The organism is Teichococcus aerophilus, from assembly GCF_014490485.1.
Classification (GTDB): Bacteria; Pseudomonadota; Alphaproteobacteria; order Acetobacterales; family Acetobacteraceae; genus Pseudoroseomonas; species Pseudoroseomonas aerophila.
Map to the genome: position 1 here is coordinate 18,300 of NZ_JACTVA010000011.1, position 22,932 is coordinate 41,231.

Annotated in this window: 20 protein-coding genes and 2 tRNA genes; all 22 read right to left on the reverse strand. The window is 66.2% G+C overall.

Annotated features, from left to right (window positions below):
* Positions 1-283: 283 nt before the first annotated feature.
* On the reverse strand, positions 284-1,942 hold the full coding sequence (locus IBL26_RS08500) for a ribonuclease J (protein WP_187784049.1): 1,659 nt from the start codon (positions 1,940-1,942) through the stop codon (positions 284-286).
* A gap of 106 nt (positions 1,943-2,048) precedes the next feature.
* Positions 2,049-2,867 carry a type III pantothenate kinase gene (locus IBL26_RS08505; protein WP_187784050.1) on the reverse strand — a complete coding sequence of 273 codons (819 nt, stop codon included), beginning with the start codon at positions 2,865-2,867 and terminating at the stop codon, positions 2,049-2,051.
* 69 nt (positions 2,868-2,936) lie between these two features.
* Positions 2,937-3,668, reverse strand: a complete 732-nt coding sequence (locus IBL26_RS08510) for a biotin--[acetyl-CoA-carboxylase] ligase (protein WP_187784051.1) — start codon at positions 3,666-3,668, stop codon at positions 2,937-2,939.
* A complete protein-coding gene (gene nuoN / locus IBL26_RS08515; protein WP_187784052.1) occupies positions 3,665-5,086 on the reverse strand; it encodes an NADH-quinone oxidoreductase subunit NuoN in 1,422 nt (473 codons plus the stop codon). Before nuoN ends, IBL26_RS08510 begins: the two co-directional genes overlap by 4 nt.
* 5 nt (positions 5,087-5,091) lie before the next feature.
* On the reverse strand, positions 5,092-6,603 hold the full coding sequence (locus IBL26_RS08520) for an NADH-quinone oxidoreductase subunit M (protein ID WP_187784053.1): 1,512 nt from the start codon (positions 6,601-6,603) through the stop codon (positions 5,092-5,094).
* Positions 6,600-8,516, reverse strand: coding sequence for an NADH-quinone oxidoreductase subunit L (gene nuoL / locus IBL26_RS08525; RefSeq protein ID WP_187784054.1), 1,917 nt, complete (start codon positions 8,514-8,516; stop codon positions 6,600-6,602). The genes IBL26_RS08520 and nuoL overlap by 4 nt, the downstream gene beginning before the upstream one ends.
* A 4-nt stretch (positions 8,517-8,520) precedes the next feature.
* Entirely contained in the window at positions 8,521-8,832 is a 312-nt protein-coding gene (nuoK, locus tag IBL26_RS08530; protein ID WP_206684175.1) for an NADH-quinone oxidoreductase subunit NuoK, read from the reverse strand.
* The gene (locus IBL26_RS08535; RefSeq protein WP_187784055.1) at positions 8,832-9,530 is read right to left on the reverse strand and encodes an NADH-quinone oxidoreductase subunit J; all 699 of its coding nucleotides are present in this window, start codon (positions 9,528-9,530) and stop codon (positions 8,832-8,834) included. The genes nuoK and IBL26_RS08535 overlap by 1 nt, the downstream gene beginning before the upstream one ends.
* A 129-nt stretch (positions 9,531-9,659) precedes the next feature.
* Positions 9,660-10,148 carry an NADH-quinone oxidoreductase subunit NuoI gene (gene nuoI, locus IBL26_RS08540; RefSeq protein WP_187784056.1) on the reverse strand — a complete coding sequence of 163 codons (489 nt, stop codon included), beginning with the start codon at positions 10,146-10,148 and terminating at the stop codon, positions 9,660-9,662.
* A gap of 71 nt (positions 10,149-10,219) precedes the next feature.
* Complete coding sequence (nuoH, locus tag IBL26_RS08545) at positions 10,220-11,230, reverse strand: NADH-quinone oxidoreductase subunit NuoH (RefSeq protein ID WP_187784057.1); 1,011 nt, start codon at positions 11,228-11,230, stop codon at positions 10,220-10,222.
* 6 nt (positions 11,231-11,236) lie between these two features.
* Positions 11,237-13,297, reverse strand: coding sequence for an NADH-quinone oxidoreductase subunit NuoG (nuoG, locus tag IBL26_RS08550; RefSeq protein ID WP_187784058.1), 2,061 nt, complete (start codon positions 13,295-13,297; stop codon positions 11,237-11,239).
* 6 nt (positions 13,298-13,303) lie between these two features.
* Positions 13,304-14,644: an NADH-quinone oxidoreductase subunit NuoF gene (gene nuoF, locus IBL26_RS08555; RefSeq protein WP_187784059.1), complete on the reverse strand. Its 1,341-nt coding sequence runs from the start codon at positions 14,642-14,644 to the stop codon at positions 13,304-13,306.
* A gap of 4 nt (positions 14,645-14,648) precedes the next feature.
* A complete protein-coding gene (locus IBL26_RS08560; protein ID WP_187784060.1) occupies positions 14,649-15,278 on the reverse strand; it encodes a complex I 24 kDa subunit family protein in 630 nt (209 codons plus the stop codon).
* Positions 15,275-16,492, reverse strand: a complete 1,218-nt coding sequence (locus tag IBL26_RS08565) for an NADH-quinone oxidoreductase subunit D (RefSeq protein ID WP_187784061.1) — start codon at positions 16,490-16,492, stop codon at positions 15,275-15,277. Before IBL26_RS08565 ends, IBL26_RS08560 begins: the two co-directional genes overlap by 4 nt.
* The gene (locus tag IBL26_RS08570) at positions 16,489-17,154 is read right to left on the reverse strand and encodes an NADH-quinone oxidoreductase subunit C (protein ID WP_187784062.1); all 666 of its coding nucleotides are present in this window, start codon (positions 17,152-17,154) and stop codon (positions 16,489-16,491) included. The genes IBL26_RS08565 and IBL26_RS08570 overlap by 4 nt, the downstream gene beginning before the upstream one ends.
* The gene (locus tag IBL26_RS08575) at positions 17,147-17,704 is read right to left on the reverse strand and encodes a NuoB/complex I 20 kDa subunit family protein (RefSeq protein WP_187784063.1); all 558 of its coding nucleotides are present in this window, start codon (positions 17,702-17,704) and stop codon (positions 17,147-17,149) included. Before IBL26_RS08575 ends, IBL26_RS08570 begins: the two co-directional genes overlap by 8 nt.
* A 7-nt stretch (positions 17,705-17,711) precedes the next feature.
* Positions 17,712-18,080, reverse strand: coding sequence for an NADH-quinone oxidoreductase subunit A (locus IBL26_RS08580; protein WP_187784064.1), 369 nt, complete (start codon positions 18,078-18,080; stop codon positions 17,712-17,714).
* A gap of 228 nt (positions 18,081-18,308) precedes the next feature.
* Positions 18,309-18,385, reverse strand: a tRNA-Asp gene (locus IBL26_RS08585).
* Between the two features lie 91 nt (positions 18,386-18,476).
* Positions 18,477-18,548, reverse strand: a tRNA-Val gene (locus IBL26_RS08590).
* A 23-nt stretch (positions 18,549-18,571) separates the two neighbouring features.
* Entirely contained in the window at positions 18,572-18,844 is a 273-nt protein-coding gene (locus tag IBL26_RS08595; RefSeq protein ID WP_187784135.1) for an HU family DNA-binding protein, read from the reverse strand.
* A gap of 216 nt (positions 18,845-19,060) precedes the next feature.
* Entirely contained in the window at positions 19,061-21,475 is a 2,415-nt protein-coding gene (gene lon, locus IBL26_RS08600; RefSeq protein WP_187784065.1) for an endopeptidase La, read from the reverse strand.
* Between the two features lie 147 nt (positions 21,476-21,622).
* Positions 21,623-22,879: an ATP-dependent Clp protease ATP-binding subunit ClpX gene (clpX, locus tag IBL26_RS08605; protein ID WP_187784066.1), complete on the reverse strand. Its 1,257-nt coding sequence runs from the start codon at positions 22,877-22,879 to the stop codon at positions 21,623-21,625.
* Positions 22,880-22,932: the final 53 nt, after the last annotated feature.

The window sequence follows — 22,932 nt, forward strand, 5'->3', positions numbered from 1 at the left end:
GCATGTTCTCCAGAGCCGTACCTGAGGAAACATGCTGATAAATGACTATTTTATATCAATAATTTCTCTATCCGAAGCGCAAGCTAGATGCCTCATTCTTCCTGAATCGCGGGTGCAGGGGATCGTATCCCCTGCCGGGGGAGCTTGAGGGGGCGGAGCCACCTCGATCCCACCGGGACGCAGGCCGGCCCTACCCACGCGTGCGCCCAAAGGAAAAGGCCGGGGAATGAGTTCCCCGGCCCTCCTTCAACACCAGCCTGGCGAACCGCCAAGCCGAGCGGCATCACACTCGCAGCAGGTGCACCTCGACGGTCGGCCGCTTGCGCAGCCGGCGGCCCAGGGCCTTACGCAGCGCCGCGCGGGCGGCATCGCGCAGGGAGTCGTCTTCCTGGCGCAGGTTGCCGGGCAGTTCCGTCACGCTGCGTGCCAGCTCGGCGGCGATCTGGCCAGGCTCCTGGTCCGTCGGCTCGAACAGGCCGGGGGCGGAGACCTGGGGGGTGCCCAGGACGCGGCCGGACTTGTCCACCGCCAGGGAGGCGACGACAACGCCGTTGAACAGCATCTTGCGCCGCGCGCCCATGACGCCGCCATCCAGCGGCACCAGCCGGTCCCCGTCGATGACGAGGCGGCCGGTCGGCACGCCTTCCACTACGTCCGGCGCCTCGTTGCCGGAAAGCGGGGCGAGGCGCAGCACGTCGCCATCTTCGGTCAGCACCGGGGTGCTGCCCATCTCGCGCGCCAGGGAGGCGTGCTCCTGCAGGTGGCGCCACTCGCCATGCACCGGCACGGCGTAGCGCGGCTTCACCAGCGAGTAGAGCTTGCGCAGCTCATCCCGGCAGGCGTGGCCGGAGACGTGGACCTTGTAGTCCTCCGCCGTCATCACCTTGCAGCCGCCGCGGGCCAGCTCGTCCTGCATGCGCAGCACGGCCTTCTCGTTGCCCGGGATCATGCGGGAGGAGAAAATGACGGTGTCGCCTTCGCCCAGCGAGATGCGCGGATGGGTATCGGCCGCGATCTTGGCCATGGCGGAGCGCTGCTCACCCTGGCTGCCGGTGCAGATGATCAGCAGCTCGTTGTCGGGCAGGTCATCCGCCTCGTCCTCGCTGATGAACGGACCGACGCCCTTCAGGTAGCCGCATTCGCGCGCCGAGGCCTCGGCATTGCGCAGGCTACGGCCGAACAGCGCCACCCTGCGTCCCACCGCCTTGGCCGCCAGCGCGATGGACTCGACGCGGGCGACATTGGTGGCGAAGCAGGTGACGGCAACGCGACCCTTCAGCGGCCGCAGCAACGGAACCAGGTTGCGCCGTACCTCGGCCTCGCTGCCGGAATGGCCCTCGACCATCGCGTTGGTGCTGTCGCACACCATGGCCAGGACGCCTTCCTGGCCCAGGCGGGCGAAGGCTTCCAGGTCGGCGGGCTCGCCGATCAGCGGGTCCGGGTCCAGCTTCCAGTCGCCGGTGTGCAACACCGTGCCGTAGGGCGTGCGGATGGCGATCGACTGCGCTTCCGGCACCGAGTGGGTGACACGGATGAAGGTCAGGTCGAACGGCCCGAGCTGGAAATTCCCGCCGAGCGGGATGGTGTGCAGCGGCACCTGGTGCAGCAGGTTGGCCTCGGCCAGCTTGCGGCGCAGGACGGACGCGGCGAAGGGACCGGCATAGACCGGGCACTTCAGCTGCGGCCACAGATGCGCCACGGCACCGATATGGTCCTCGTGCGCGTGGGTGATGACCAGCCCGGCCAGCTGGTCGCGCCGTTGCGCCAGCCAGTACGGGTCGGGGGTCATGACCTCCGCCTCGGGGTTGTCGTTGCCGCCGAAGCCAATGCCGCAATCGATGGCCAGGAGCCGGCCGTCGCAGCGATAGACATTCAGATTCATGCCTATCTCCCCGGACCCGCCAAGCGGGATGAAGGATAGGTCGCCAGTGATCAGATTCATCGAGTCTCACAACAGGGGTTGATAGTCACTTCGGTCTCGTCTGGAGCGACAACCCCGGGCGCGCCGTTGTCCCCGTGGGGAAGGCGCGGCGTCCGGCTTTCGTCGCTCAATCTGTTTCGGCCCGCAGGATATCCGGCAGGGCCGTACGATGGAAAATGGGGATGGGATTGCGATCCGCCAACAGGCGGAGCCCTTCCAAGGTGATATCGGGGTCGGTGCGTTCCATCACCGGCGTGCCTTCGGCCAGCAGAGGCGCCAGCCCACCTGTGCCGACAACCTTGAGCGGAGCGCCGAACTCGGCCTTGATGCGGGACACGATTCCTTCCACCAGACCCACATAGCCCCAGAAGATACCCGATTGCATCGCCGGAACGGTGCTGCGGCCGATCACGGATTGGGGACGGCCGATGCCGATGCGGGGCAGCCGGGCCGCAGCCCGGTGCAGTGCCTCGATCGAGAGCTGGATGCCGGGGGCGATGATGCCGCCCAGATAGGCGCCGTCATGGTCCACCATGTCGAAGGTGGTCGCGGTGCCGAAATCGATCACCACCAGCGGGCCGCGGTAGTGGTAGTGGGCGGCCAGGGCGTTCAGCAGGCGGTCGGCACCCACTTCCTCCGGATGGTCCACCTTGATCTCGAAGCCCCAGTCCAGCGAGGCGCGGGCGATCAGCGGCTCGGCCACGAACCACTCGCGGCACAGGCGGCGCAGATTGTAGAGGGCGGCCGGCACCACGGTGCCGATGACGCAGCGTTCCACATCCGCCGGGCGCAAGCCGTTCAGTTGCAGCAGCGCCAGCAGCCACACGGCGTACTCGTCGCTCGTCCGGTCGGTGCGGGTGGCAATGCGCCAGCGGCCGCGCCACTCCGCGCCATCATGGATGGCGAAGACGACGTTGGTATTGCCGGCATCAATGGCGAGCAGCATCGGCTTCCCCTCCCCCGGGGCGTTGATCAAACCCATGGATGGGCACGGCGTTGCGCGGCCGTGCCGAAATCACCGCGCCGCCAGCCATTCGCCGGCGGAGACGACTTCCACCCCCTGCGGGGTGGCGAAGAGCAGCCGGCCATCATCATCCAGCCCGCCGAAATGGCCGTCCCGGAACACGTCGCCCTGGCGCAGCACCATCGGCGCCGCCAGCGCCGGGCCCCGCGCCACCCAGGCCTGCCGTACCGCCGCCAGCCCGGCCTGGTGCCAATGCGCCACACTGGCCAGCAACCGGTGGGCGAAAGCCACCGGGTCCGGCGGCGCGATGCCGGCCTGGGCGAAGCTGGCGGCCCGCCGGTCCGCCAGCTCCGGCGCCACGGCCAGGTTGACGCCGATACCGAAGATCACCCAGTCGATGCCGCCATCCGGCGAGATGGCGCCCTGGGACAGGATGCCGGAGCACTTGGCGCCGTCCAGCAGCAGGTCGTTCGGCCATTTCAGCTGCAGCTGCGTGCCGGGCGGCAGGATGCCGGCGGCGGCGTCGGCCAGCGCCACGCCAGCCAGCAGGCCGTATTGCGGCAAGTCCCGCGCCGGCCCGGTGGGCCGCAGCAGCATGGAGATGAAGAGATTACCGGCGGGCGAGGTCCAGGCCCTGCCCTGCGTGCCCCGTGCGGCGCTTTGCCGCCGGGCCAGCACGGCAAGCCCTTCCGGCTCACCCTGCTGTGCGGCGGCCAGCACGATATCCTGCGTGCTGGCCAGTTCATCATGGATGGCGAGGCGCCATCCGCCGGACTGTATCACCCCACCAGGGCCGCGACGGCTGCCTGGGCCGCCGAGAGGAACAGGCCGGGGAAGGCGAAGAAGAACAGCGTGAACAGCCCGGTCCCCGCCAGCACGACGGAGAGGCTGGCCGGACGGGCATCCAGCGCACCGATGCCGGCGTCGAAATACATCACCTTGATAACGCGCAGGTAATAATAGGCCGACACCGCCGAGGACAGCACGCCCACCACCGCCAGGGTGATGAAGCCGCCCTGGATGGCTGCGCCGATGACGAAGTACTTGCCGAAGAACCCAGCAAGAGGCGGGATGCCGGCCATCGAGAACATGAACAGCGTCATCGCCAGCGCCATGGCCGGGTCCGTCCGGCCGAGGCCGGCGAGGTCTTCCACCTTCTCCAGCGACTGGCCATTGCGGCGCATCGCGATCAGCACCGCGAAGGCGCCGACATTGGTGAAGAGGTAGATGGCCATGTAGACCAGCAGGGCGCGCACACCGAGCTCGCTGCCCACCGCCAGGCCCATCAGCGCGTAGCCGACATGGCCGATGGAGGAATAGGCCATCAGGCGCTTGATGTTGGTCTGCCCGATCGCCGCCAGCGCGCCCAGGACCATCGAGGCCAGGGAGCACAGGATGATGATCTGCTGCCACTGGCCCGCCAAGTCCCCGAAGGGGCCGGCCGCCACGCGGGTCAGCAGCCCGATGGCGGCGACCTTGGGGGCGGAGGCGAAGAAGGCCGTCACCGGCGTCGGCGCGCCTTCATAGACATCCGGCGTCCACATGTGGAACGGCACGGCGGAGACCTTGAAGGCCAGCGCCGCCAGCACGAACACCAGGCCAACCACCAGGCCGAAGGGCACCGCTTCCGCAGTGCCGATGGCGTCGGCGATCCGGTCGAAATTCGTGGTGCCGGAGAAGCCGTAGATCAGGCTGGCGCCGTAGAGCAGCAGGCCGGAGGCCAGCGCGCCGAGCACGAAGTACTTCAGGCCAGCTTCCGACGACCGCCCGTTGTCCCGGTCGAACGCCGCGATGACGTAGAGCGAGAGGGAGAGCAGCTCCAGGCCGATATACAGTGTCAGCAGGTCGTTCGCCGACAGCATGATCATCATGCCGATGGTGCTGAACAGCAGCAGGATCGGGAACTCGAACTTGGCGAGACCCTGCTTGGCGTTCCAGTCCATCGCCACCAGCACGCCGAGCGCCGCGCCAGCCACCACCAGCAGCTTGGTGAACTTGGTGAAGGCGTCCGAGACATACTGGCCGGCGAAGGCGGTGCCTTCCGGCTGCACCAGCACCAGCACGCCCGAGAGCAGCAGGGCACCCAGCACCGCCATGTTGATGGCGTAGCTGGTGTCCCGCTTCGGGATGACGCCGGCGACCAGCGCCAGCAGGCCGCATATGGCCAGAACCAGTTCCGGCAGAACGAGGGTCCAGTTCATCACGGTCACATCCCGGCCAGACGCGGCAGCGCCATCGCGGCTTCATGCCGCGCCAGCAAAGCCGCGACACTGGCCTCGAAGAAAGAGAGGAAGGAGGAGGGGTAGATACCCATCCACAGCGTCAGCACGATCAGCGGCGCGAAGGTGACGTATTCACGCGGGCTAAGATCCAGCAGGGCCTTGATCTCGGGCTTGGCCAGCTTGCTGAACAGCACCCGGCGGTACAGCCACAGCATGTAGCAGGGGCCGAGGATCATGCCGGTGGCGCCGAAGAAGGCGATCCACGGATTGACCTGCCAGATGCCCACCAGCACCAGGAACTCGCCCGGGAAGCCCGCGGTGCCCGGGAGGGCGACGGAGGCCATGGTGAACAGCATGAACAGCGCGCCATAGACCGGCATCACCTTGGCGACGCCGCCGTAGCGCGCGATCTCCCGCGAGTGGACGCGGTCGTAGACCACGCCGACGCAGAGGAACAGCGCGCCGGCCACCACGCCGTGGGACAGCATCTGGAAGATGGCGCCCGACAGGCCCTGGTGGTTCATCGAGAAGATGCCGAGCGTCACGATGCCCATATGGGCGACCGAGGAATAGGCGATCAGCTTCTTCATGTCCTCCTGCGCCATCGCCACCAGGGAGGTGTAGATGACGGCGACGATGGAGAGCGTGAAGATGAAGGGCGCGAACCATTCCGTCGCCTGCGGCAGCAACGGCAGGCTGAAGCGCAGGAACCCGTAGGCACCCATCTTCAGCAGCACGCCGGCCAGGATGACGGAACCGGCCGTCGGCGCCTCCACATGCGCGTCCGGCAGCCAGGTGTGCACCGGCCACATCGGCACCTTCACGGCGAAGGAGACGAAGAAGGCCAGGAACAGCCAGACCTGCAGGCTGGGCGCGATCTGCAGCTTGAACAGCTCGGGGATGCTGGTGCTGCCGGCCATGTACCAGAGCGTCAGCACGGCGAGCAGCATGAGCAGCGAGCCGAGCAGCGTGTAGAGGAACAGCTTGTACGCGGCATAGACGCGCCGCTGGCCGCCCCAGACGCCGATGATCAGGAACATCGGGATCAGGACGCCCTCGAAGAAGATGTAGAACATCAGCATGTCCATCGAGCTGAACATGCCGATCATCATCGTCTCGAGCACCAGGAAGGCGATCATGTACTCGCGCACCCGGCTCTGCACCGACTCCCAGGAAGCCAGGATGCAGATGGGGGTCAGCAGCGTCGCCAGCAGCACGAACAGCACGGAGATGCCGTCCACGCCCAGGTGGTAGGACAGGCCGAATTCCGGCATCCACTGGTGCAGCTCGACGAACTGGAACTCAGCGGTCGACTTGTCGAAGCTGAACCACAGGATCAGCGATAGCGCGAAGACGATCAGGCTGGTCCACAACGCCGTCCAGCGGGCGTTGGCGGCAACGACCGCCTCTTCCCCCCGGATGAAGAGAAGGATGCCCGCGCCCACCAGCGGCAGGAAGGTGAGCAGCGTGAGCAGGGGAAAACCCGCGGCGTTCATCGGCCGATCCCGAACAGGAAGATGCTGACGAAAAGGACGACCCCGATGATCATCGTGAAGGCGTAGTTGGCCACCCGTCCCGTCTGGAACCTGGAGACCCGCCCGGCGGCGGCCACGGTCAGGGCCGCGGCACCATTGGGCATGCCATCGATCACCTTGGCGTCGCCGACCTTCCAGAGCCAGAAGGCCAGGCGGCGCGCGGGGCGGACGAACAGGAAGTCATACAGCTCGTCGAAGTACCACTTGTTCAGCAGGAAGCGGTACACGCCCGGGAAGGTCGCGGCGATCTTGCCCGGAATGGCGGGCATGAACATGTAGAACAGGTAGCCCACCGCGATGCCGATGACACCGGCGACCGTCGGCGCCAGCGGCACCCAGGACGGCACCTCATGCACTTCGTGCATGATGTGGTTGCCCGGCTGGTTCACGATGGACCCGTTCCAGAACTCCATCCAGTGATGGCCGACGAAGTTCTCCACCAGCAGCGCGCCGGCGAAGACCGCGCCCACCGCCAGCACCAGCAGCGGCAGCAGCATGACCGCCGGGCTCTCATGCACGTGCTCCATCGTGTGATGGTCCGCGCGCGGCTTGCCGTGGAAGGTCATGATGATCAGGCGCCAGGAGTAGAAGGCGGTCAGCACCGCCGCGATCATGCCCATGACGAAGGCATACTTGGCCGTCCAGCCATGGCCGGCGAAGGCGGCTTCCAGCACGAAGTCCTTGGAATAGTAGCCGGCGAAGAACGGGATGCCCGCCAGCGCCAGGCTGCCGATCCAGAACATCGCGTAGGTCAGCGGGATCTTCTTCCAGATGCCGCCCATCTTGCGGATGTCCTGCTCGTCCGACATCGCGTGGATGACGGAGCCGGCGCTCAGGAACAGCAGCGCCTTGAAGAAGGCGTGGGTGATCAGGTGGAACACCGCGCCCTGGTAGGCGCCGACGCCGACCGCGAAGAACATGTACCCCAGCTGCGAGCAGGTGGAGTAGGCGATGACGCGCTTGATGTCGTTCTGCACGCAACCGATGGTCGCCGCGAAGAAGGCGGTGGTGGCACCGATGAAGGTGATGAAGCCCAGGGTGTTCGGCGCGTATTCGATGACGGGCGACATGCGCGCCATCAGGAACACGCCCGCCGTCACCAGCGTCGCCGCATGGATCAGCGCGGAGACCGGGGTCGGGCCTTCCATGGCATCCGGCAGCCAGGTGTGCAGGCCGATCTGCGCCGACTTGCCCATGGCGCCGAGGAACAGCAGCAGCGCGATCGCCTCCAGCACCGGCATGCCGCCGATGGTCTGGCCCTGCACCGCCGCCACGCCCTGGAAGATACCGTCGAACTCGACAGTACCGAAGGTCCAGAAGGTCAGCGCCATGCCCAGCATGAAGAACAGGTCGCCGACGCGGTTGACGATGAAGGCCTTCATCGCCGCGCGGTTGGCGCTTTCCTTCTCATACCAGTAGCCGATGAGCAGGTAGCTCGCGAGGCCGATGCCTTCCCAGCCGAAGAACAGCTGCACCAGGTTATCGGCCGTCACCAGCATGAGCATCATGAAGGTGAACAGCGACAGGTAGCTGAAGAAGCGCGGCGTCGTCGGGTCATGCGACATGTAGCCGACGGAATAGACGTGGATCATGGTCGAGATCAGCGTGACCATGGCGACCATCGCGGCGGCGATGGTGTCGTAGCGCAGCGCCCAGTTGAACTGCATGCCGCCGACGTCGAGCCAGGTTCCCAGCTCCACCGTCGTCGGCGCGTGGCCGAGCGCGACGTTGTAGAAGTTCACCGCGCCGCAGACGGCGGCCAGCGCCATGAAGAACACCGTGGTCCACTGCGCGGCCTTGTCGCCCATCAGGCGGCCGAACAGCCCGGCGATCAGCGCACCGACCGCCGGGAAGAAGATGGCACCCATATACATGCGCCTAGCCCCTCAGCGTGGACACGTCGTCCACCGCGATGCTGCTGCGGTTGCGGAAGTAGATCACCAGGATGGCCAGCCCGATCGCGGCCTCGGCGGCCGCCACGGTCAGCACGAACATGGCGAAGATCTGCCCCGTCAAATCCTGCAACGCGGAGGAGAAGGCGACGAAATTGAGGTTCACCGAGAGCAGGATGAGCTCGATGGACATCAGGATGACGATGATGTTCTTCCGGTTTAGGAAGATGCCCAGCACGCCCAGCACGAACAGGATCGCGCTGACCGAGAGGAAGTGGGACAGGCCGATGTTCAGCATCAGTGATGGCCCCCGCCATGCTGGTCGTCATGCGCCACGGCCTTGGGCTTCTTCGCCGCGGGCAGCGGGCGGCGGATGATGCCACCCAGCTCGGCCAGGCCGGCGCGCTTCGGCACGTCCTTCATGGTCACGGCATGGGCGCGGGCCACCTGCACGGCGATGTTCTGCCGGCGGCTGTTGGCCGGCTTCTCGCGCAGCGTCAGCACGATGGCGCCGATCATGGCCACCAGCAGGATCAGGCCGGAGGCCTGGAACAGGAAGATGTAGTCCGTATAGAGGATGCGCCCGATCGCCTGGGTGTTGGTGGCGACGTCGGCCGGGTTGGGATGCATCCGCAGCCCCTGCGCGTCATCCGCGAACTGCCAGGCGCCGTAGACGAACAGCAGTTCCAGGAACAGCATGCCGCCGACGATGGCGCCGATCGGCAGGTAGCGCTGGAAGCCCTCCTTCATCTGCACGAAGTCGATGTCCAGCATCATGACGACGAACAGGAAGAGCACGGCGACCGCGCCGACATAGACGATGACCAGGATCATCGCGAGGAACTCGGCCCCCGCGATCAGGAACAGCGCCGCGGCGTTGAAGAACGCCAGGATCAGGTACAGCACGCTGTGGACCGGGTTGCGCGCGGTCACCACCATGACCGCGCTCGCGATCAGGATGGCCGCGAAGACATAGAAGGCAAGAGCCGCGATCATCGCACCCCTCCTCCGCGCTGTTGCAGCGTCATGGCACCGTTCCAGAAGACAGAGAGCCGCCCAGGCAGGGGGCGGGGCCGCGAAGGATTTTGGCGAGGGGGCGCGGCCACGTTCCCCTCCGCCACACGATCAACGGTAGGGCGCGTCCAGCTCCAGACGCTTCGCCAGCTCCGGCTCCCACCGGTCGCCATTCGCGAGGAGCTTGTCCTTTTGGTAGATCAGCTCCTCACGCGTCTCGGTCGCGAACTCGAAATTCGGCCCCTCGACGATGGCGTCCACCGGGCAGGCTTCCTCGCACAGGCCGCAATAGATGCACTTCGTCATGTCGATGTCATAGCGCGTGGTGCGGCGGCTGCCGTCCTCACGCGGTTCGGCCTCGATGGTGATGGCCTGGGCGGGGCAGACGGCCTCGCACAGCTTGCAGGCGATGCACCGCTCTTCCCCGTTGGGGTAGCGGCGCAGCGCGTGCTCGCCCTTGAAACGCGGGGAGAGCGCCATCTTCTCGAACGGATACTTGATCGTGGCCTTCGGCATGAAGAAGTACTTCAGCGTCAGCGCCATGCCGGAGACCAGTTCGGTCATCAGCAGGCTGTAGGCCGCGCGGTCCAGCGTCGCCATGTCTCACCTCGCCGCGCGGGGGTAGCCCGCGCGTTTCATTTCCACAAGACGGTTCGTCGTCATGGCCGTCATCATACCGGCAGCCACCCGGCCAGCTTCAGCACGAAGGCGGTCAGCACCAGCCAGACCAGGCTGATCGGCAGGAACACCTTCCAGCCCAGGCGCATCAGCTGGTCGTACCGGTAGCGCGGGAAGGTGGCACGCACCCAGACGAAGGTGAACATGCACAGGCACACCTTCAGGATGAACCACAGCGGACCTGGCACCCAGTTGAAGGGCGCCATGTCGATCGGCGCCAGCCAGCCACCCAGGAACAGGGTGGTCGTCATGGCCGACATCAGGAACATGTTGGCGTATTCGCCCAGGAAGAACAGGGCGTAGGTCATGGCGGAGTATTCCACCATGAAGCCCGCCACCAGTTCCGACTCACCTTCCGCCAGATCGAAGGGCGGGCGGTTGGTCTCGGCCAGGGTCGAGATGAAGAAGATGATGAACATCGGGAAGAGCGGGATGAAGAACCACACCGTCTTCTGCGCCATGACGATCTGCGTCAGGTTCAGCGAACCGACGCAGAGCAGCACCGTCACGATCACGAAGCCCATCGAGACTTCGTAGGACACCATCTGCGCCGCCGAGCGCAGCGCGCCCAGGAAGGCGTATTTCGAGTTCGACGCCCAGCCCGCGATGATGATGCCGTAGACACCGAGCGAGCTGATGGCGAACAGATAAAGGATGCCGACATTGATGTCGGCGATCGCCCAGCCCTCATTCACCGGGATGACCGCCCAGGCCATCATCGCCAGGATGAAGGTCAGCATCGGCGCGAAGATGAACAGCGCCCGGTTGGCGCCGGAAGGAATGATGGTCTCCTTCATCAGCATCTTCGCCGCGTCCGCGAAGGGCTGCAGCAGGCCGAAGGGCCCGACCACGTTGGGGCCGACGCGCATCTGCATCGCCGCCATGATCTTGCGCTCGGCATAGGTCATGTAGGCGACGAAGATCAGCAGCGGCACCAAGATCGCCAGGGTCTGGGCGATGGTGATGGCCAGGATGCCGATGGAGGAGTTGAGGAAAGCGTCCATCGGTCCTTACTCCGCCGCCTGCGCCACGGGCGCGGCGTTATAGATGCGGCTGCACTCGGCCATCGTCTCGGAGGCGCGGCTGATCGGGTCGGCCAGCCAGTAGTCGGTCAGGTTAGCCTTGAAGGCGGTGCCGGAGAGGGTGCCGCCCGCGGCCGGGCCGGCCACGTCCTGCACACCGCCGGCGATGCGGCCATCCACCAGCCCGAATACCGGGTTGGCGGCGACCATGCCGGCCCGCACATCCTCCAGCGTATCGAAGGGCAGGTTGACGCCCATCGCCACGCCGGCGGCGCGGATGATGCGCCAGTCTTCCTTCGCCTCGCCGGGCGGGAACACGGCCAGGCGGCCGCGCTGCACGCGGCCCTCGGTATTCACGTAGGTGCCTTCCTTCTCGGTATAGGCGGCACCGGGCAGGATCACATCGGCCCGCGACGCCGCGCGGTCCCCATGATGGCCCTGGTAGATGACAAACGTACCGGGGGAGATGAAGGCGGGCTCGAAGCCGTCGGCACCCAGCAGCCACAGCGCATCGACGCCGCCGCTCAGCATGCCGGCCAGGTCCTGGCCACCCTCGCCCGGCAGGAAGCCGGCATCCAGCGCGCCGACCTGGCCGCCGAACAGGTGCAGCATGTTGAAGCCGTGCCATTCCGGCGTCAGCGCACCGATCTGGTTGGCCAGCGCCCACGCCGCCGCCAGCACCGCCGCGCCATCCTCACGCGCCACCGCACCACGGCCGAGGATGATCATCGGCTTCTTGGCCTCGCCCAGCACCTTGGCGAAGGCGTGGCTGCCATCCAGCAGGGCGTCGAGGACCGCGGTCCCCTCCCCCAGATGCTCGGCGGTGTAGGTCAGGTCCAGCCCGGCCTCGCCGATGGTGGCCACCGGCATGGCGCCGCTGTTCCAGCGCTTGCGGATGCGCGCGTTCAGCACCGGCGCTTCCTTGCGCGGGTTGCTGCCGATGATCAGCAGCGCGTCCGCCTCGTCGATCCCGGCGATGCCGGAATTGAACAGGTAGTGGTCGCGGCGGCTGCCATCGATCTTGGCGCCGTCCTGGCGGCATTCCAGGTTCTGCGAACCCAGCGCGTTCATCAGCGCCTTCAGGGCGTACACGCTCTCCACATCGACCAGATCGCCGGCCACGGCACCGATCCGGCTGCCCGGCATGCCCTTCAGCTTGCCGGCGATGTGCTCCAGTGCCTCCGGCCAGGTGGCCGGCTGCAGCTTGCCCTCACGGCGGATCCAGGGACGGTCCAGCCGCTTGCGCTTCAGGCCGTCGAAGGAGAAGCGGCCACGATCGGCCATCCATTCCTCGTTCACGTCCTCATTGGTGCGCGGGATGATGCGCAGCACCTCGGGGCCCCGCGTATCGACGCGGATGGCCGCGCCCACGGCGTCCAGCACATCGATGCTGTCCGTCTTGCGCAGCTCCCAGGGGCGGGAGACGAAGGCGTAGGGCCGGCTGGTCAGCGCGCCCACCGGGCAGATGTCGATCAGGTTGCCGGAGAGCTCGGTGGTCAGCGCCTTCTCGACATAGGTGCCGATCTGCATGTTCTCGCCACGCCCGGTCGCGCCCAGCTCCGGCACGCCCGCCACCTCGGTAGCGAAGCGCACGCAACGGGTGCACTGGATGCAGCGGGTCATGATCGTCTTGACCAGCGGGCCGAGATACTTGTCCTTCACCGCCCGCTTCTCTTCGCGGTAGCGGCTGCCGTCGCGGCCGAAGGCCACGGCCTGGTCCTGCAGGTCGCACTCGCCGCCCTGGTCGCAGATCGGGCAATCCAGCGGGTGGTTGATCAGCAGGAATTCCATGACGTTGCGGCGGGCATTCCGCACCATCGCGCTGTCGGTGAATACCTTCATGCCGTCCGCGACCGGGTAGGCACAGGATGCCACCGGCTTCGGCGCCTTCTCCACCTCGACCAGGCACATCCGGCAATTGCCGGCGACGCTCAGCCGCTCGTGGTAGCAGAAGCGCGGGATCTCCTTACCGGCGGCCTCGCAGGCCTGCAGCACGGAGGCGCCGTTGGGGACCTCAACCTCGATCCCGTCGATCGTAACCTTCGCCATGGCGCGTTACTCCGCCGCCAGCGGCGGAACGCCGCTGGTTTGGTTCGCATGCGGCATGACGCCGCCGTTCTTCTTCGCGTGGTACTGCTGGATGCGCTCTTCCATCATCGGCCGGAAGTGGCGGATCAGCCCCTGCACCGGCCAGACGCCGCCATCGGCGAGCGCGCAGATGGTGTGGCCCTCGATCTGCCGGGTGACGCTTTCCAGCACGTCGATCTCGGCGATCTCGGCGCGGCCCTCGACCATGCGGTCCATCAGGCGCTTCTGCCAGCCCATGCCTTCGCGGCAGGGCGTGCACTGGCCGCAGCTCTCATGCTTGTAGAAGGCCGCGAGCCGGGCGATCGCCTTGATCAGGTCGGTGGACTTGTCCATGACGATGACGGCGGCGGTGCCGAGGCCGGTCCGCTGCTCGCGCAGCGCATCGAAATCCATCAGCACGTCGTCGCACACGGCCTTGGGGATCATCGGCGTGGAGGACCCGCCGGGGATCACCGCCAGCAAATTGTCCCAGCCGCCCCGCACGCCACCGGCATAGCGGTCGATCAGCTCCCGCAACGGGATGCTCATCTCGGCTTCCACATTGCAGGGCTTGTTCACGTGGCCCTGGATGCAGAATACCTTGGTGCCGCTGTTCTTCGGCCGGCCGAAGCTGGCGAACCAGGAGGCGCCGCGCCGCATGATCTCCGGCACCACCGCGATCGTCTCGACGTTGTTGACCGTGGTCGGGCAGCCATACAGGCCCACCGCCGCCGGGAAGGGCGGCTTCAGGCGCGGCATGCCCTTCTTGCCTTCCAGGCTCTCGATCAGCGCCGTCTCTTCGCCGCAGATATACGCACCCGCGCCGCGATGGACGTACAGGTCGAAATCCCAGCCGGAACCGGCGGCGTTCTTGCCCAGCAGCCCGGCATCATAGGCCTCGTCGATCGCGGCCTGCAGCACCAGGTGCTCGTTGTAGTACTCGCCGCGGACATAGATGTAGCCGGCATGCGCGCCCATGCCGACGCCGGCGAGCAGGCAGCCCTCGATCAGCGTGTGCGGATCGTGGCGGATGATGTCCCGGTCCTTGCAGGTGCCCGGCTCCGACTCGTCGCAATTGACGACGAGGTAGGACGGCCGGCCATCCGGGTTGGCCTTGGGCATGAAGCTCCACTTCAGCCCGGTCGGGAAGCCGGCGCCGCCGCGGCCACGCAGGCCCGACTGCTTCAGCTCCTCGATGATCCAGTCCCGGCCCTTGGCGATGATCGCCGCCGTGCCATCCCAGTTGCCGCGCCGGCGCGCTTCCGGCAGGCGCCAGTCATGCAGGCCGTACAGGTTGGTGAAGATGCGGTCCTTGTCGCTCAGCGCCATGGTCTCACTCCTTCGCCATCATCGGAATGTCGAGCAGCGTGTTCGGCCCGCCTTCCGGCGCGCTGGTCTGCCGGCCGATGCTGCTGCCGGGTGCCGGCCGCTCGCCCCGCTTCAGGGACTCGATCAGCTTCACCGTACGGTCGTAGTCGAGATCTTCGTAGTAATCGTCATCGACCTGCAGGATCGGCGCATTCACGCAGGCGCCGAGGCACTCTACCTCGGAGAGGGTGAACAAACCGTCCTCGCTGGTGTCGCCGTAGCCCTTGAGGTGGCCGGCGTCCTTGCAGGCACGCAGCACGTCGTCCGAGCCGCGCAGCCAGCACGGGGTGGTGCCGCACACCTGCAGGTGGAAGCGGCCCATCGGCTTCGTGTTGAACATGAAATAGAAGGTGGCGACCTCGTAGACGCGGATCGGCGCCATGGAGAGCTTCACCGCCACGGCATCCATCGCCACGCGCGGCACCCAGGCGCTGCCGGTCAGGCGGCCCATCTGCTTCTGCGCGACATAGAGCAGCGGAATGACCGCGCTGGCCTGCTTCCCTTCCGGATAGCGCGCGACGATCTTGGCGATCTGCGCCTCGCTGTCCGCATCGAAGGTGAAGTCAGTAGGTTCCTGCTGATGCGGGGCGCTCACCGGTCAATCTCTCCGAACACGATATCCAGGCTGCCGATCACCGAGACCGCGTCAGCCAGCATGTGCCCCTTGGAGAGCACTTCCATCGCCTGCAAATGCGCGAAGCCGGGCGCGCGGATATGGCAGCGATACGGCTTGTTGGTGCCGTCGGCCACCAGGTACACGCCGAACTCGCCCTTGGGCGCCTCGACCACCGAATAGGTGCTGCCCTCGGGCACGTGGTAGCCCTCGGTGTACAGCTTGAAGTGGTGGATCAGCGCTTCCATCGACCGCTTCATCTCGCCGCGCTTCGGCGGCGTGATCTTGTTATCGGCCAGCTTCACCGGCCCGCCCGGCATCTGCGCGATGCACTGGCGGATCATCTTATGGCTCTCACGCATCTCCGCCACGCGCACCAGGTAGCGCTCATAGCAATCGCCATGGCTGCCGACCGGCACTTCGAAATCCAGTTGGTCGTAGATGTCGTAGGGCTGGCTGCGGCGCAGGTCCCACGCGGCGCCGGACGCGCGGATGCAGGGGCCCGAGAAGCCCCATTCCATCGCCTGCTCCGCCGTCATGATGCCGATATCGACGGTGCGCTGCTTGAAGATGCGGTTGCCCGTCAGCAGGCGCTCGATGTCATCGACGAATTTCGGAAACTGGTCGGCCCACAGGGAGATCTTCTCCAGCAGGCCCGGCGGCAGATCCTTCGCCACGCCACCCGGACGCACGTAGTTGGCGTGGTAGTGGGAGCCGGAAGCCGCCTCGTACACTTCCAGCAGGATCTCGCGCTGCTCGAAGCCCCACAGGGACGGCGTCGTCGCGCCCACATCCAGCGCATAGGTCGTGATGTTCAGGATGTGGTTCAGGATGCGGCTGATTTCCGCGAACATGACGCGGATATACTGCGCGCGCAGCGGTGCCTCGACGCCCAGCAGCCGCTCCGTCGCGATGGCGAAGGCGTGCTCCTGCGCCATCGGCGCCACGTAGTCCAGGCGGTCGAAATACGGCAGCGCCTGCAGGTAGGTCTTGTGCTCGATCAGCTTCTCGGTGCCACGGTGCAGCAGGCCGATATGCGGGTCCGCACGCTCCACCACCTCGCCCTTCAGCTCCAGGATCAGGCGCAGCACGCCGTGCGCCGCCGGATGCTGCGGGCCGAAATTGATGGTGTGGCTGTCGTACTCGACGGTGCGCGTCTCGGACGCGGCGGCCGTCTCGGGCGTGCTGGTGCTCATTCGCGGGTAATCCGGTTGAGATGCACCTTCTCGTCGCCGGGCAGCGTCGTCATGCCTTCCCAGGGCGAGAGGAAATCGAAATTGCGGAAGTCCTGCTGCAGCTTGACGGGCTCGTACACCACCGCCTGCCGCTCGGGGTCGTAGCGGACCTCGACAAAGCCGGTCAGCGGGAAGTCCTTGCGCAGCGGGTGCCCCTCGAAGCCGTAATCCGTCAGGATCCGGCGCAGGTCGGGCTGGCCCTCGAAGACGATGCCGTACATGTCCCAGGCCTCGCGCTCGTACCACGTGGCGCTGGCCCAGATGGAGACGACGCTGGGCACCGGGGTCGCCGCGTCGGTGGTGATCACGACACGCAGGCGGTGGTTCAGCTGCAGGGAGAGCAGGTTGTAGACCACCTCGAACCGCTCGGCCCGCCCCGGCCAGTCGACGCCGCACAGATCGACGCACTGGTTGAAGGCGAAGCGCGGGTCGTCGCGCAGCATCGTCATCAGCGCCGGCAGCGCATCGCGCGCGGCGAAGATCTCCGCCTCCGCGCCCCGGACGACGCGGCCGGAGGCGATGACGCCCGCCGGCACGGCGGCGATGACATCGGCCACCAGCTGCTCCAGCGCCGTCAGCGGCGCCGGCTCGGCGATTTCGGTCGGAAGGGTTTCGTCAGCCACGGAGGATGCTCCCCGTCCGGCGGATCTTCTTCTGCAGCTGCAGGATCCCGTAGACCAGCGCCTCGGAGGTCGGCGGGCAGCCGGGGACATAGACGTCCACGGGCACCACACGGTCGCAGCCGCGCACGACGCTGTAGCTGTAGTGATAGTAGCCGCCGCCATTGGCGCAGCTGCCCATGGAGATGACGTAGCGGGGCTCAGCCATCTGGTCGTAGACCTTGCGGAGCGCCGGGGCCATCTTGTTGGTCAGCGTGCCGGCCACGATCATCACATCCGACTGCCGTGGCGAGCCGCGCGGGATCACCCCGAAGCGGTCGAGGTCATAGCGCGGCATGTAGGCGTGGATCATCGGCACCGCGCAGCAGGCCAGGCCGAAGGTCATCGGCCAGAGGCTGCCCGTGCGGGCCCAGTTAACGATCTTGTCGAGGTTGGCGACGACGAAGCCCTTGTCCTCGATCTCGCCGGTCACGCTGTCGATCACCGACTTCTGCGCCGCGCCGGCCGGCAGCGGCTGCTGATTCCAGGCGATCTGGTCGTTGGTGCTGCTCATCGGTGGCTCACTCCCAATCCAGGGCGCCTTTGCGCCACTCATAGACGAAGCCCACCGTCAGCACTCCGAGGAAGCCCATCATCGACAGGAACCCGGCCCAGCCGATCTGCCCCAGCGTCACCGCCCAGGGGAACAGGAAGGCGACTTCCAGGTCGAAGATGATGAACAGGATGGCCACCAGGTAGAAGCGGACGTCGAACTTGTGGTGCGTGTCCTCGAACGGCTCGAAGCCGCACTCGTAGGTCGAGAGCTTCTCGGCGTACGGCTTCTGCCGCGCGGCCAGCACGCTGCCGCCCACCATGGCGATAGAGATACCACCGGCGATCACCAGGAAGACCAGGATCGGGAAATAGTCGGCCAGCAGGGGCTGGGTCATGATGCATCCGTCCCTCGGGCCAGGGGCCCAAACCACCATGCACAGGGGGGCGCATGGCCAAGCCACGCCGCAGGGCATGCCGCAGCGCAACGCTGGGCGGACCTTACTCGCCTCGCGTCACAATCGCCATAGCCTCAGGGGCATTGCAGAACATTGAAAAGCAGACACCTAGAATGCAAAACGTCGCCCTGGCTAACCAGGGCGACGTTTTGAACAGGACCACCGCAGTGGCGCGAGTGACGGGGCTCGAACCCGCGACCTCCGGCGTGACAGGCCGGCGCTCTAACCAACTGAGCTACACCCGCTTGCGGCGTGGAGGGGGAAATACGGCCCCCATCCTGATGTGTCAACGGGGTGAAATCGCCTTTTCGCGATCGTTCCGCCGGTAGCATGGAATGGGCGCTGAGGGATTCGAACCCCCGGCATCCTCGGTGTAAACGAGGCGCTCTACCGCTGAGCTAAGCGCCCGAAGCCGGAAGGAAACGCGGGCGTCAGCCCACGCCGTCCTTCAGGTTCTTGCCCGCCTTGAAGCGCACCGTGGTCGTCGCCGCAATGTCGATTTCTTCACCGGTGCGCGGATTCCGCCCCTTGCCAGCCTTGCGGTGCGAAATGGAGAAGGTGCCGAAGCCCACCAGCCGCACCTCTTCCTTCTGCTTCAGCGCGGCGCCGATGGCGTCGAACAGCGCGTCCACGACTTCCCCGGCCTTGGCCTTGGACAGCTCGCCGGTCTCGGCGACGACCGATACCAGATCCTGCTTGTTCACTGGGCTACCCCCTTGTTGATTCGGTCCCTGACCGGCCCCGAGCCGGTCGGTGTTGACCGACACTAGGCAGTGCCATTTTGCCGCGTCAACGCCGGCATCGCGGGCAGCGGGGCAAAACACAGAGGTTTTCACGCGACGCCGCCGAAACGACACACGGGGCGGCGAAATCCCAAAGAAAAAGGGGGGGTGGCTGATGCCGCCCCCCCTTCCCCGGGTTCAGTGCGGCAGGGCCGCGGGGCCTGCCGGGGCGGGGCCCGCCGCGGGGGCAGGCTCCTCCGGCTCGACCCAGGTAATCGGCTCCGGCTTACGGACCAGCGCCTTGCTGATCACCTCGTCCACATGGGCGACGGGGATGATCTTGATCGCCTTCTTCACGTTGTCCGGGATCTCGGCGAGATCCTTTTCATTGTCCTTCGGGATGAAGGCGGTGGTGATGCCGGCCCGCAGGGCCGCCAGCAGCTTCTCCTTCAACCCGCCGATCGGCAGCACGCGGCCGCGCAGCGTGATCTCGCCCGTCATCGCCACGTCCTTGCGGACGGGGATGCCCGTCAGCACGGAGACGATGCTGGTCGCCATCGCGATGCCGGCGGAAGGGCCATCCTTCGGCGTCGCGCCTTCCGGCACGTGCACGTGGATGTCGCGCCGGTCGAACATGGTCGGCTTGATGCCGAAGCTGACGGAGCGGCTGCGCACATAGCTCAGCGCGGCCGACACGCTCTCCTGCATCACGTCGCCCAGCTTGCCGGTGGTCTGCACCTTGCCCTTGCCGGGAACCATGACCGACTCGATGGTCAGGATCTCGCCACCCACTTCGGTCCAGGCCAGGCCGGTCACGACGCCGACCATGTCCTCGGCCTCGGTCTCGCCATAGCTGAACTTCCGCACGCCGGCGTACTTGTCCAGGTTCTTGCGGTTGATCGCGACCTTCTTGGCCTTCTTGGAGACGATCTCCTTCACCGACTTCCGCGCCAGGCCGCCGATCTCGCGCTCCAGGTTCCGCACGCCGGCTTCCCGCGTGTAGTAGCGGATCAGATCCAGCAGCGCCTCGTCCGTCACGCTCCATTCGCCGTCCTTCAGCCCGTTGGCCTCGGTGACCTTGGGCAGCAGGTGGCGGCGGGCGATCTGCACCTTCTCATCCTCGGTGTAACCGGGGATGCGGATGATCTCCATGCGGTCCAGCAACGGCTGCGGCATGCGCAGGCTGTTGGCGGTCGTCACGAACATCACGTCCGAGAGGTCGTAATCCACCTCCAGATAGTGGTCGGCGAAGGTCGAGTTCTGCTCGGGGTCCAGCACCTCCAGCAGGGCGGAGGACGGGTCACCGCGCCAGTCGGCGCCGAGCTTGTCGATCTCGTCCAGCAGGAACAGCGGGTTGCTGGTCTTGGCCTTCTTCATGCCCTGGATGACCTTGCCCGGCATGGAGCCGATATAGGTCCGCCGGTGGCCACGCACCTCGGCCTCGTCCCGCACGCCGCCCAGGCTCATCCGCACGAAGTTGCGGTTGGTCGCCTTGGCGATGCTCTTGCCGAGCGAGGTCTTGCCGACGCCCGGGGGGCCGACCAGGCACAGGATCGGGCCGCGGATCTTCGGGCTGCGCGACTGCACGGCCAGGTACTCAAGGATACGCTCCTTGATCTTGTCCAGGCCGTAGTGGTCGGCGTCCAGGACCTCCTCGGCCTTCAGCAGATCGTTCTTGACCTTGGACTTCTTCTTCCAGGGGATCGACAGGATCCAGTCGAGGTAGTTGCGCACCACCGTCGCCTCGGCGCTCATCGGCGACATGGTGCGCAGCTTCTTCAGCTCCGCCATCGCCTTGTCGCGCGCCTCGGTGGAAAGCTTGGTGGCCTTGATCCGCTCCTCGAGCTCGGCCAGCTCGTCCTTGCCGTCCTCGCCCTCGCCCAGCTCCTTCTGGATCGCCTTCATCTGCTCGTTCAGGTAGTACTCGCGCTGGGTCTTCTCCATCTGCCGCTTCACGCGGTTCCGGATGCGCTTTTCCACCTGAAGAACGCCGATCTCGCTCTCCATATGGGCGAAGACGCGCTCAAGCCGGGCCGAGACACTCGGGGTGTCCAGCAGCTCCTGCTTCTCGCTGATCTTCAGGTTCAGGTGGCTCGCCACCGTATCGGCCAGCTTGGCGGCGTCCTCGATCTGGTTGATCGAGACCAGCACCTCGGGCGCGATCTTCTTGTTGAGCTTGATATACTGCTCGAACTGCGTGACCACGGTGCGCGACAGCGCCTCGAGCTCCGGCGCCTCGCCGGCGCTTTCCTCGATCGGGGTCGCGAAGGCCTCGAAATACTGGTCGGTCTCCTTGAAGCCGGTCACGCGGGCGCGCTTGCCGCCCTCGACCAGCACCTTGACCGTACCATCCGGCAGCTTGAGCAGCTGCAGCACCGTGGACACGGTGCCGACCTCGTACAGGTCAGACGCCCCAGGGTCGTCCTGGGCCGCATTCTTCTGGGCGACGAGCAGGATCTGCTTGTCGTCCCGCATCACCGCTTCCAGGGCCCGCACGCTCTTCTCGCGCCCAACGAACAGGGGAACGATCATGTGGGGGAAGACGACGATGTCGCGCAGCGGCAGTACAGGAAGCAAATCGCCGCTCAGCAGTTCCGGATTCTTATCCGCCATTGGGGACCTCACTCAGGACAGTCGGCACGGGTCCGCCCGGTATCGGCACGGCCCCCGTCGCCACGGGATGTTCCCGGAAATGGGGCCGGCCGCCCCGCAGAACAAGCCATCGCTGGCCTGCCCTGCGTCGGGCGCCGGAACCCCGGCTCAGGCGGAAGACTGCTCCGCCGCCCGTTCACCATAGATGAACAATGGGGCGACTCGGCCTTCGGCCACCTCCTTGTTCACCACCACTTCATTCACGTCTTCCAGCCCCGGCAACTCGTACATGGTGCTGAGCAGAATGCTCTCCATGATCGAACGCAGGCCGCGCGCGCCGGTCTTGCGCTGGATGGCACGGTTCGCCACCGACTTCAGCGCGTCGTCCGTGAAGGAGAGCTTGGTGGCCTCCATCTCGAACAGTCGCTGGTACTGCTTCAGCAGCGCGTTCTTCGGCTTGGTCAGGATTTCTATCAGCGCCTTCTCGTCGAGGTCCTCGAGCGTGGCGATGACGGGAAGACGACCAATGAACTCGGGGATCAGGCCGAACTTCAGCAGATCCTCGGGCTCCACCTCGCGCAGGATGGCGCCGGCGCGGCGCTCATCCGGCCCGCGGACCTCGGCACCGTAGCCGATGCCGGAGCCCTTGCCCTTGGCGGCGATGATCTTCTCCAGCCCCGCGAACGCCCCGCCCACGATGAACAGGATGTTGGAGGTGTCGACCTGCAGGAATTCCTGCTGCGGATGCTTGCGCCCGCCCTGCGGCGGCACGGAGGCAACGGTGCCTTCCATGATCTTCAGCAGCGCCTGCTGCACGCCCTCGCCGCTCACATCACGGGTGATGGAGGGGTTGTCGGACTTGCGGCTGATCTTGTCGACCTCGTCGATATAGACGATGCCGCGCTGGGCCCGCTCCACGTTGTAGTCCGCGGCCTGCAGCAGCTTGAGGATGATGTTCTCCACATCCTCGCCCACATAGCCGGCCTCGGTCAGGGTCGTGGCGTCGGCCATGGTGAAGGGCACGTCGAGGATGCGTGCCAGCGTCTGCGCCAGCAGCGTCTTGCCCGAACCCGTCGGGCCGACCAGCATGATGTTGGACTTGGCGATTTCGACTTCGCCAGCCTTGGCACCATGGGCCAAGCGCTTGTAATGATTATGGACCGCGACAGCGAGCACCTTCTTGGCGTGCTCCTGCCCGATGACATAGTCATCCAGCACCTTGGAAATTTCGCGCGGCGTCGGCACCCCGTCGCGGGACTTCACCAGATGCGTCTTGTGCTCCTCACGGATGATATCCATGCAGAGTTCGACGCACTCGTCGCAGATGAAGACCGTCGGGCCGGCGATGAGCTTGCGCACCTCGTGCTGCGACTTGCCGCAGAACGAGCAGTACAGGGTATTTTTCGAGTCGCCGGACTTGCTCATGAGCGCTCCTGGGTCCACCGGAAAACAGTCGGCGGACCTGACGGGACTGTAGC

Excerpts from the sequence above, each read along its gene's own strand:
- IBL26_RS08500 (WP_187784049.1), bottom strand. The coding sequence starts at position 1,942 with ATGAATCTGATCACTGGCGACCTATCCTTCATCCCGCTTGGCGGGTCC.
- IBL26_RS08505 (WP_187784050.1), bottom strand. The coding sequence starts at position 2,867 with ATGCTGCTCGCCATTGATGCCGGCAATACCAACGTCGTCTTCGCCATC.
- nuoN (WP_187784052.1), bottom strand. The coding sequence starts at position 5,086 with ATGAACTGGACCCTCGTTCTGCCGGAACTGGTTCTGGCCATATGCGGC.
- IBL26_RS08520 (WP_187784053.1), bottom strand. The coding sequence starts at position 6,603 with ATGAACGCCGCGGGTTTTCCCCTGCTCACGCTGCTCACCTTCCTGCCG.
- nuoL (WP_187784054.1), bottom strand. The coding sequence starts at position 8,516 with ATGTATATGGGTGCCATCTTCTTCCCGGCGGTCGGTGCGCTGATCGCC.
- nuoK (WP_206684175.1), bottom strand. The coding sequence starts at position 8,832 with ATGCTGAACATCGGCCTGTCCCACTTCCTCTCGGTCAGCGCGATCCTG.
- IBL26_RS08535 (WP_187784055.1), bottom strand. The coding sequence starts at position 9,530 with ATGATCGCGGCTCTTGCCTTCTATGTCTTCGCGGCCATCCTGATCGCG.
- nuoI (WP_187784056.1), bottom strand. The coding sequence starts at position 10,148 with ATGGCGACGCTGGACCGCGCGGCCTACAGCCTGCTGATGACCGAACTG.
- nuoH (WP_187784057.1), bottom strand. The coding sequence starts at position 11,230 with ATGGACGCTTTCCTCAACTCCTCCATCGGCATCCTGGCCATCACCATC.
- nuoG (WP_187784058.1), bottom strand. The coding sequence starts at position 13,297 with ATGGCGAAGGTTACGATCGACGGGATCGAGGTTGAGGTCCCCAACGGC.
- nuoF (WP_187784059.1), bottom strand. The coding sequence starts at position 14,644 with ATGGCGCTGAGCGACAAGGACCGCATCTTCACCAACCTGTACGGCCTG.
- IBL26_RS08565 (WP_187784061.1), bottom strand. The coding sequence starts at position 16,492 with ATGAGCACCAGCACGCCCGAGACGGCCGCCGCGTCCGAGACGCGCACC.
- IBL26_RS08575 (WP_187784063.1), bottom strand. The coding sequence starts at position 17,704 with ATGAGCAGCACCAACGACCAGATCGCCTGGAATCAGCAGCCGCTGCCG.
- IBL26_RS08580 (WP_187784064.1), bottom strand. The coding sequence starts at position 18,080 with ATGACCCAGCCCCTGCTGGCCGACTATTTCCCGATCCTGGTCTTCCTG.
- lon (WP_187784065.1), bottom strand. The coding sequence starts at position 21,475 with ATGGCGGATAAGAATCCGGAACTGCTGAGCGGCGATTTGCTTCCTGTA.
- clpX (WP_187784066.1), bottom strand. The coding sequence starts at position 22,879 with ATGAGCAAGTCCGGCGACTCGAAAAATACCCTGTACTGCTCGTTCTGC.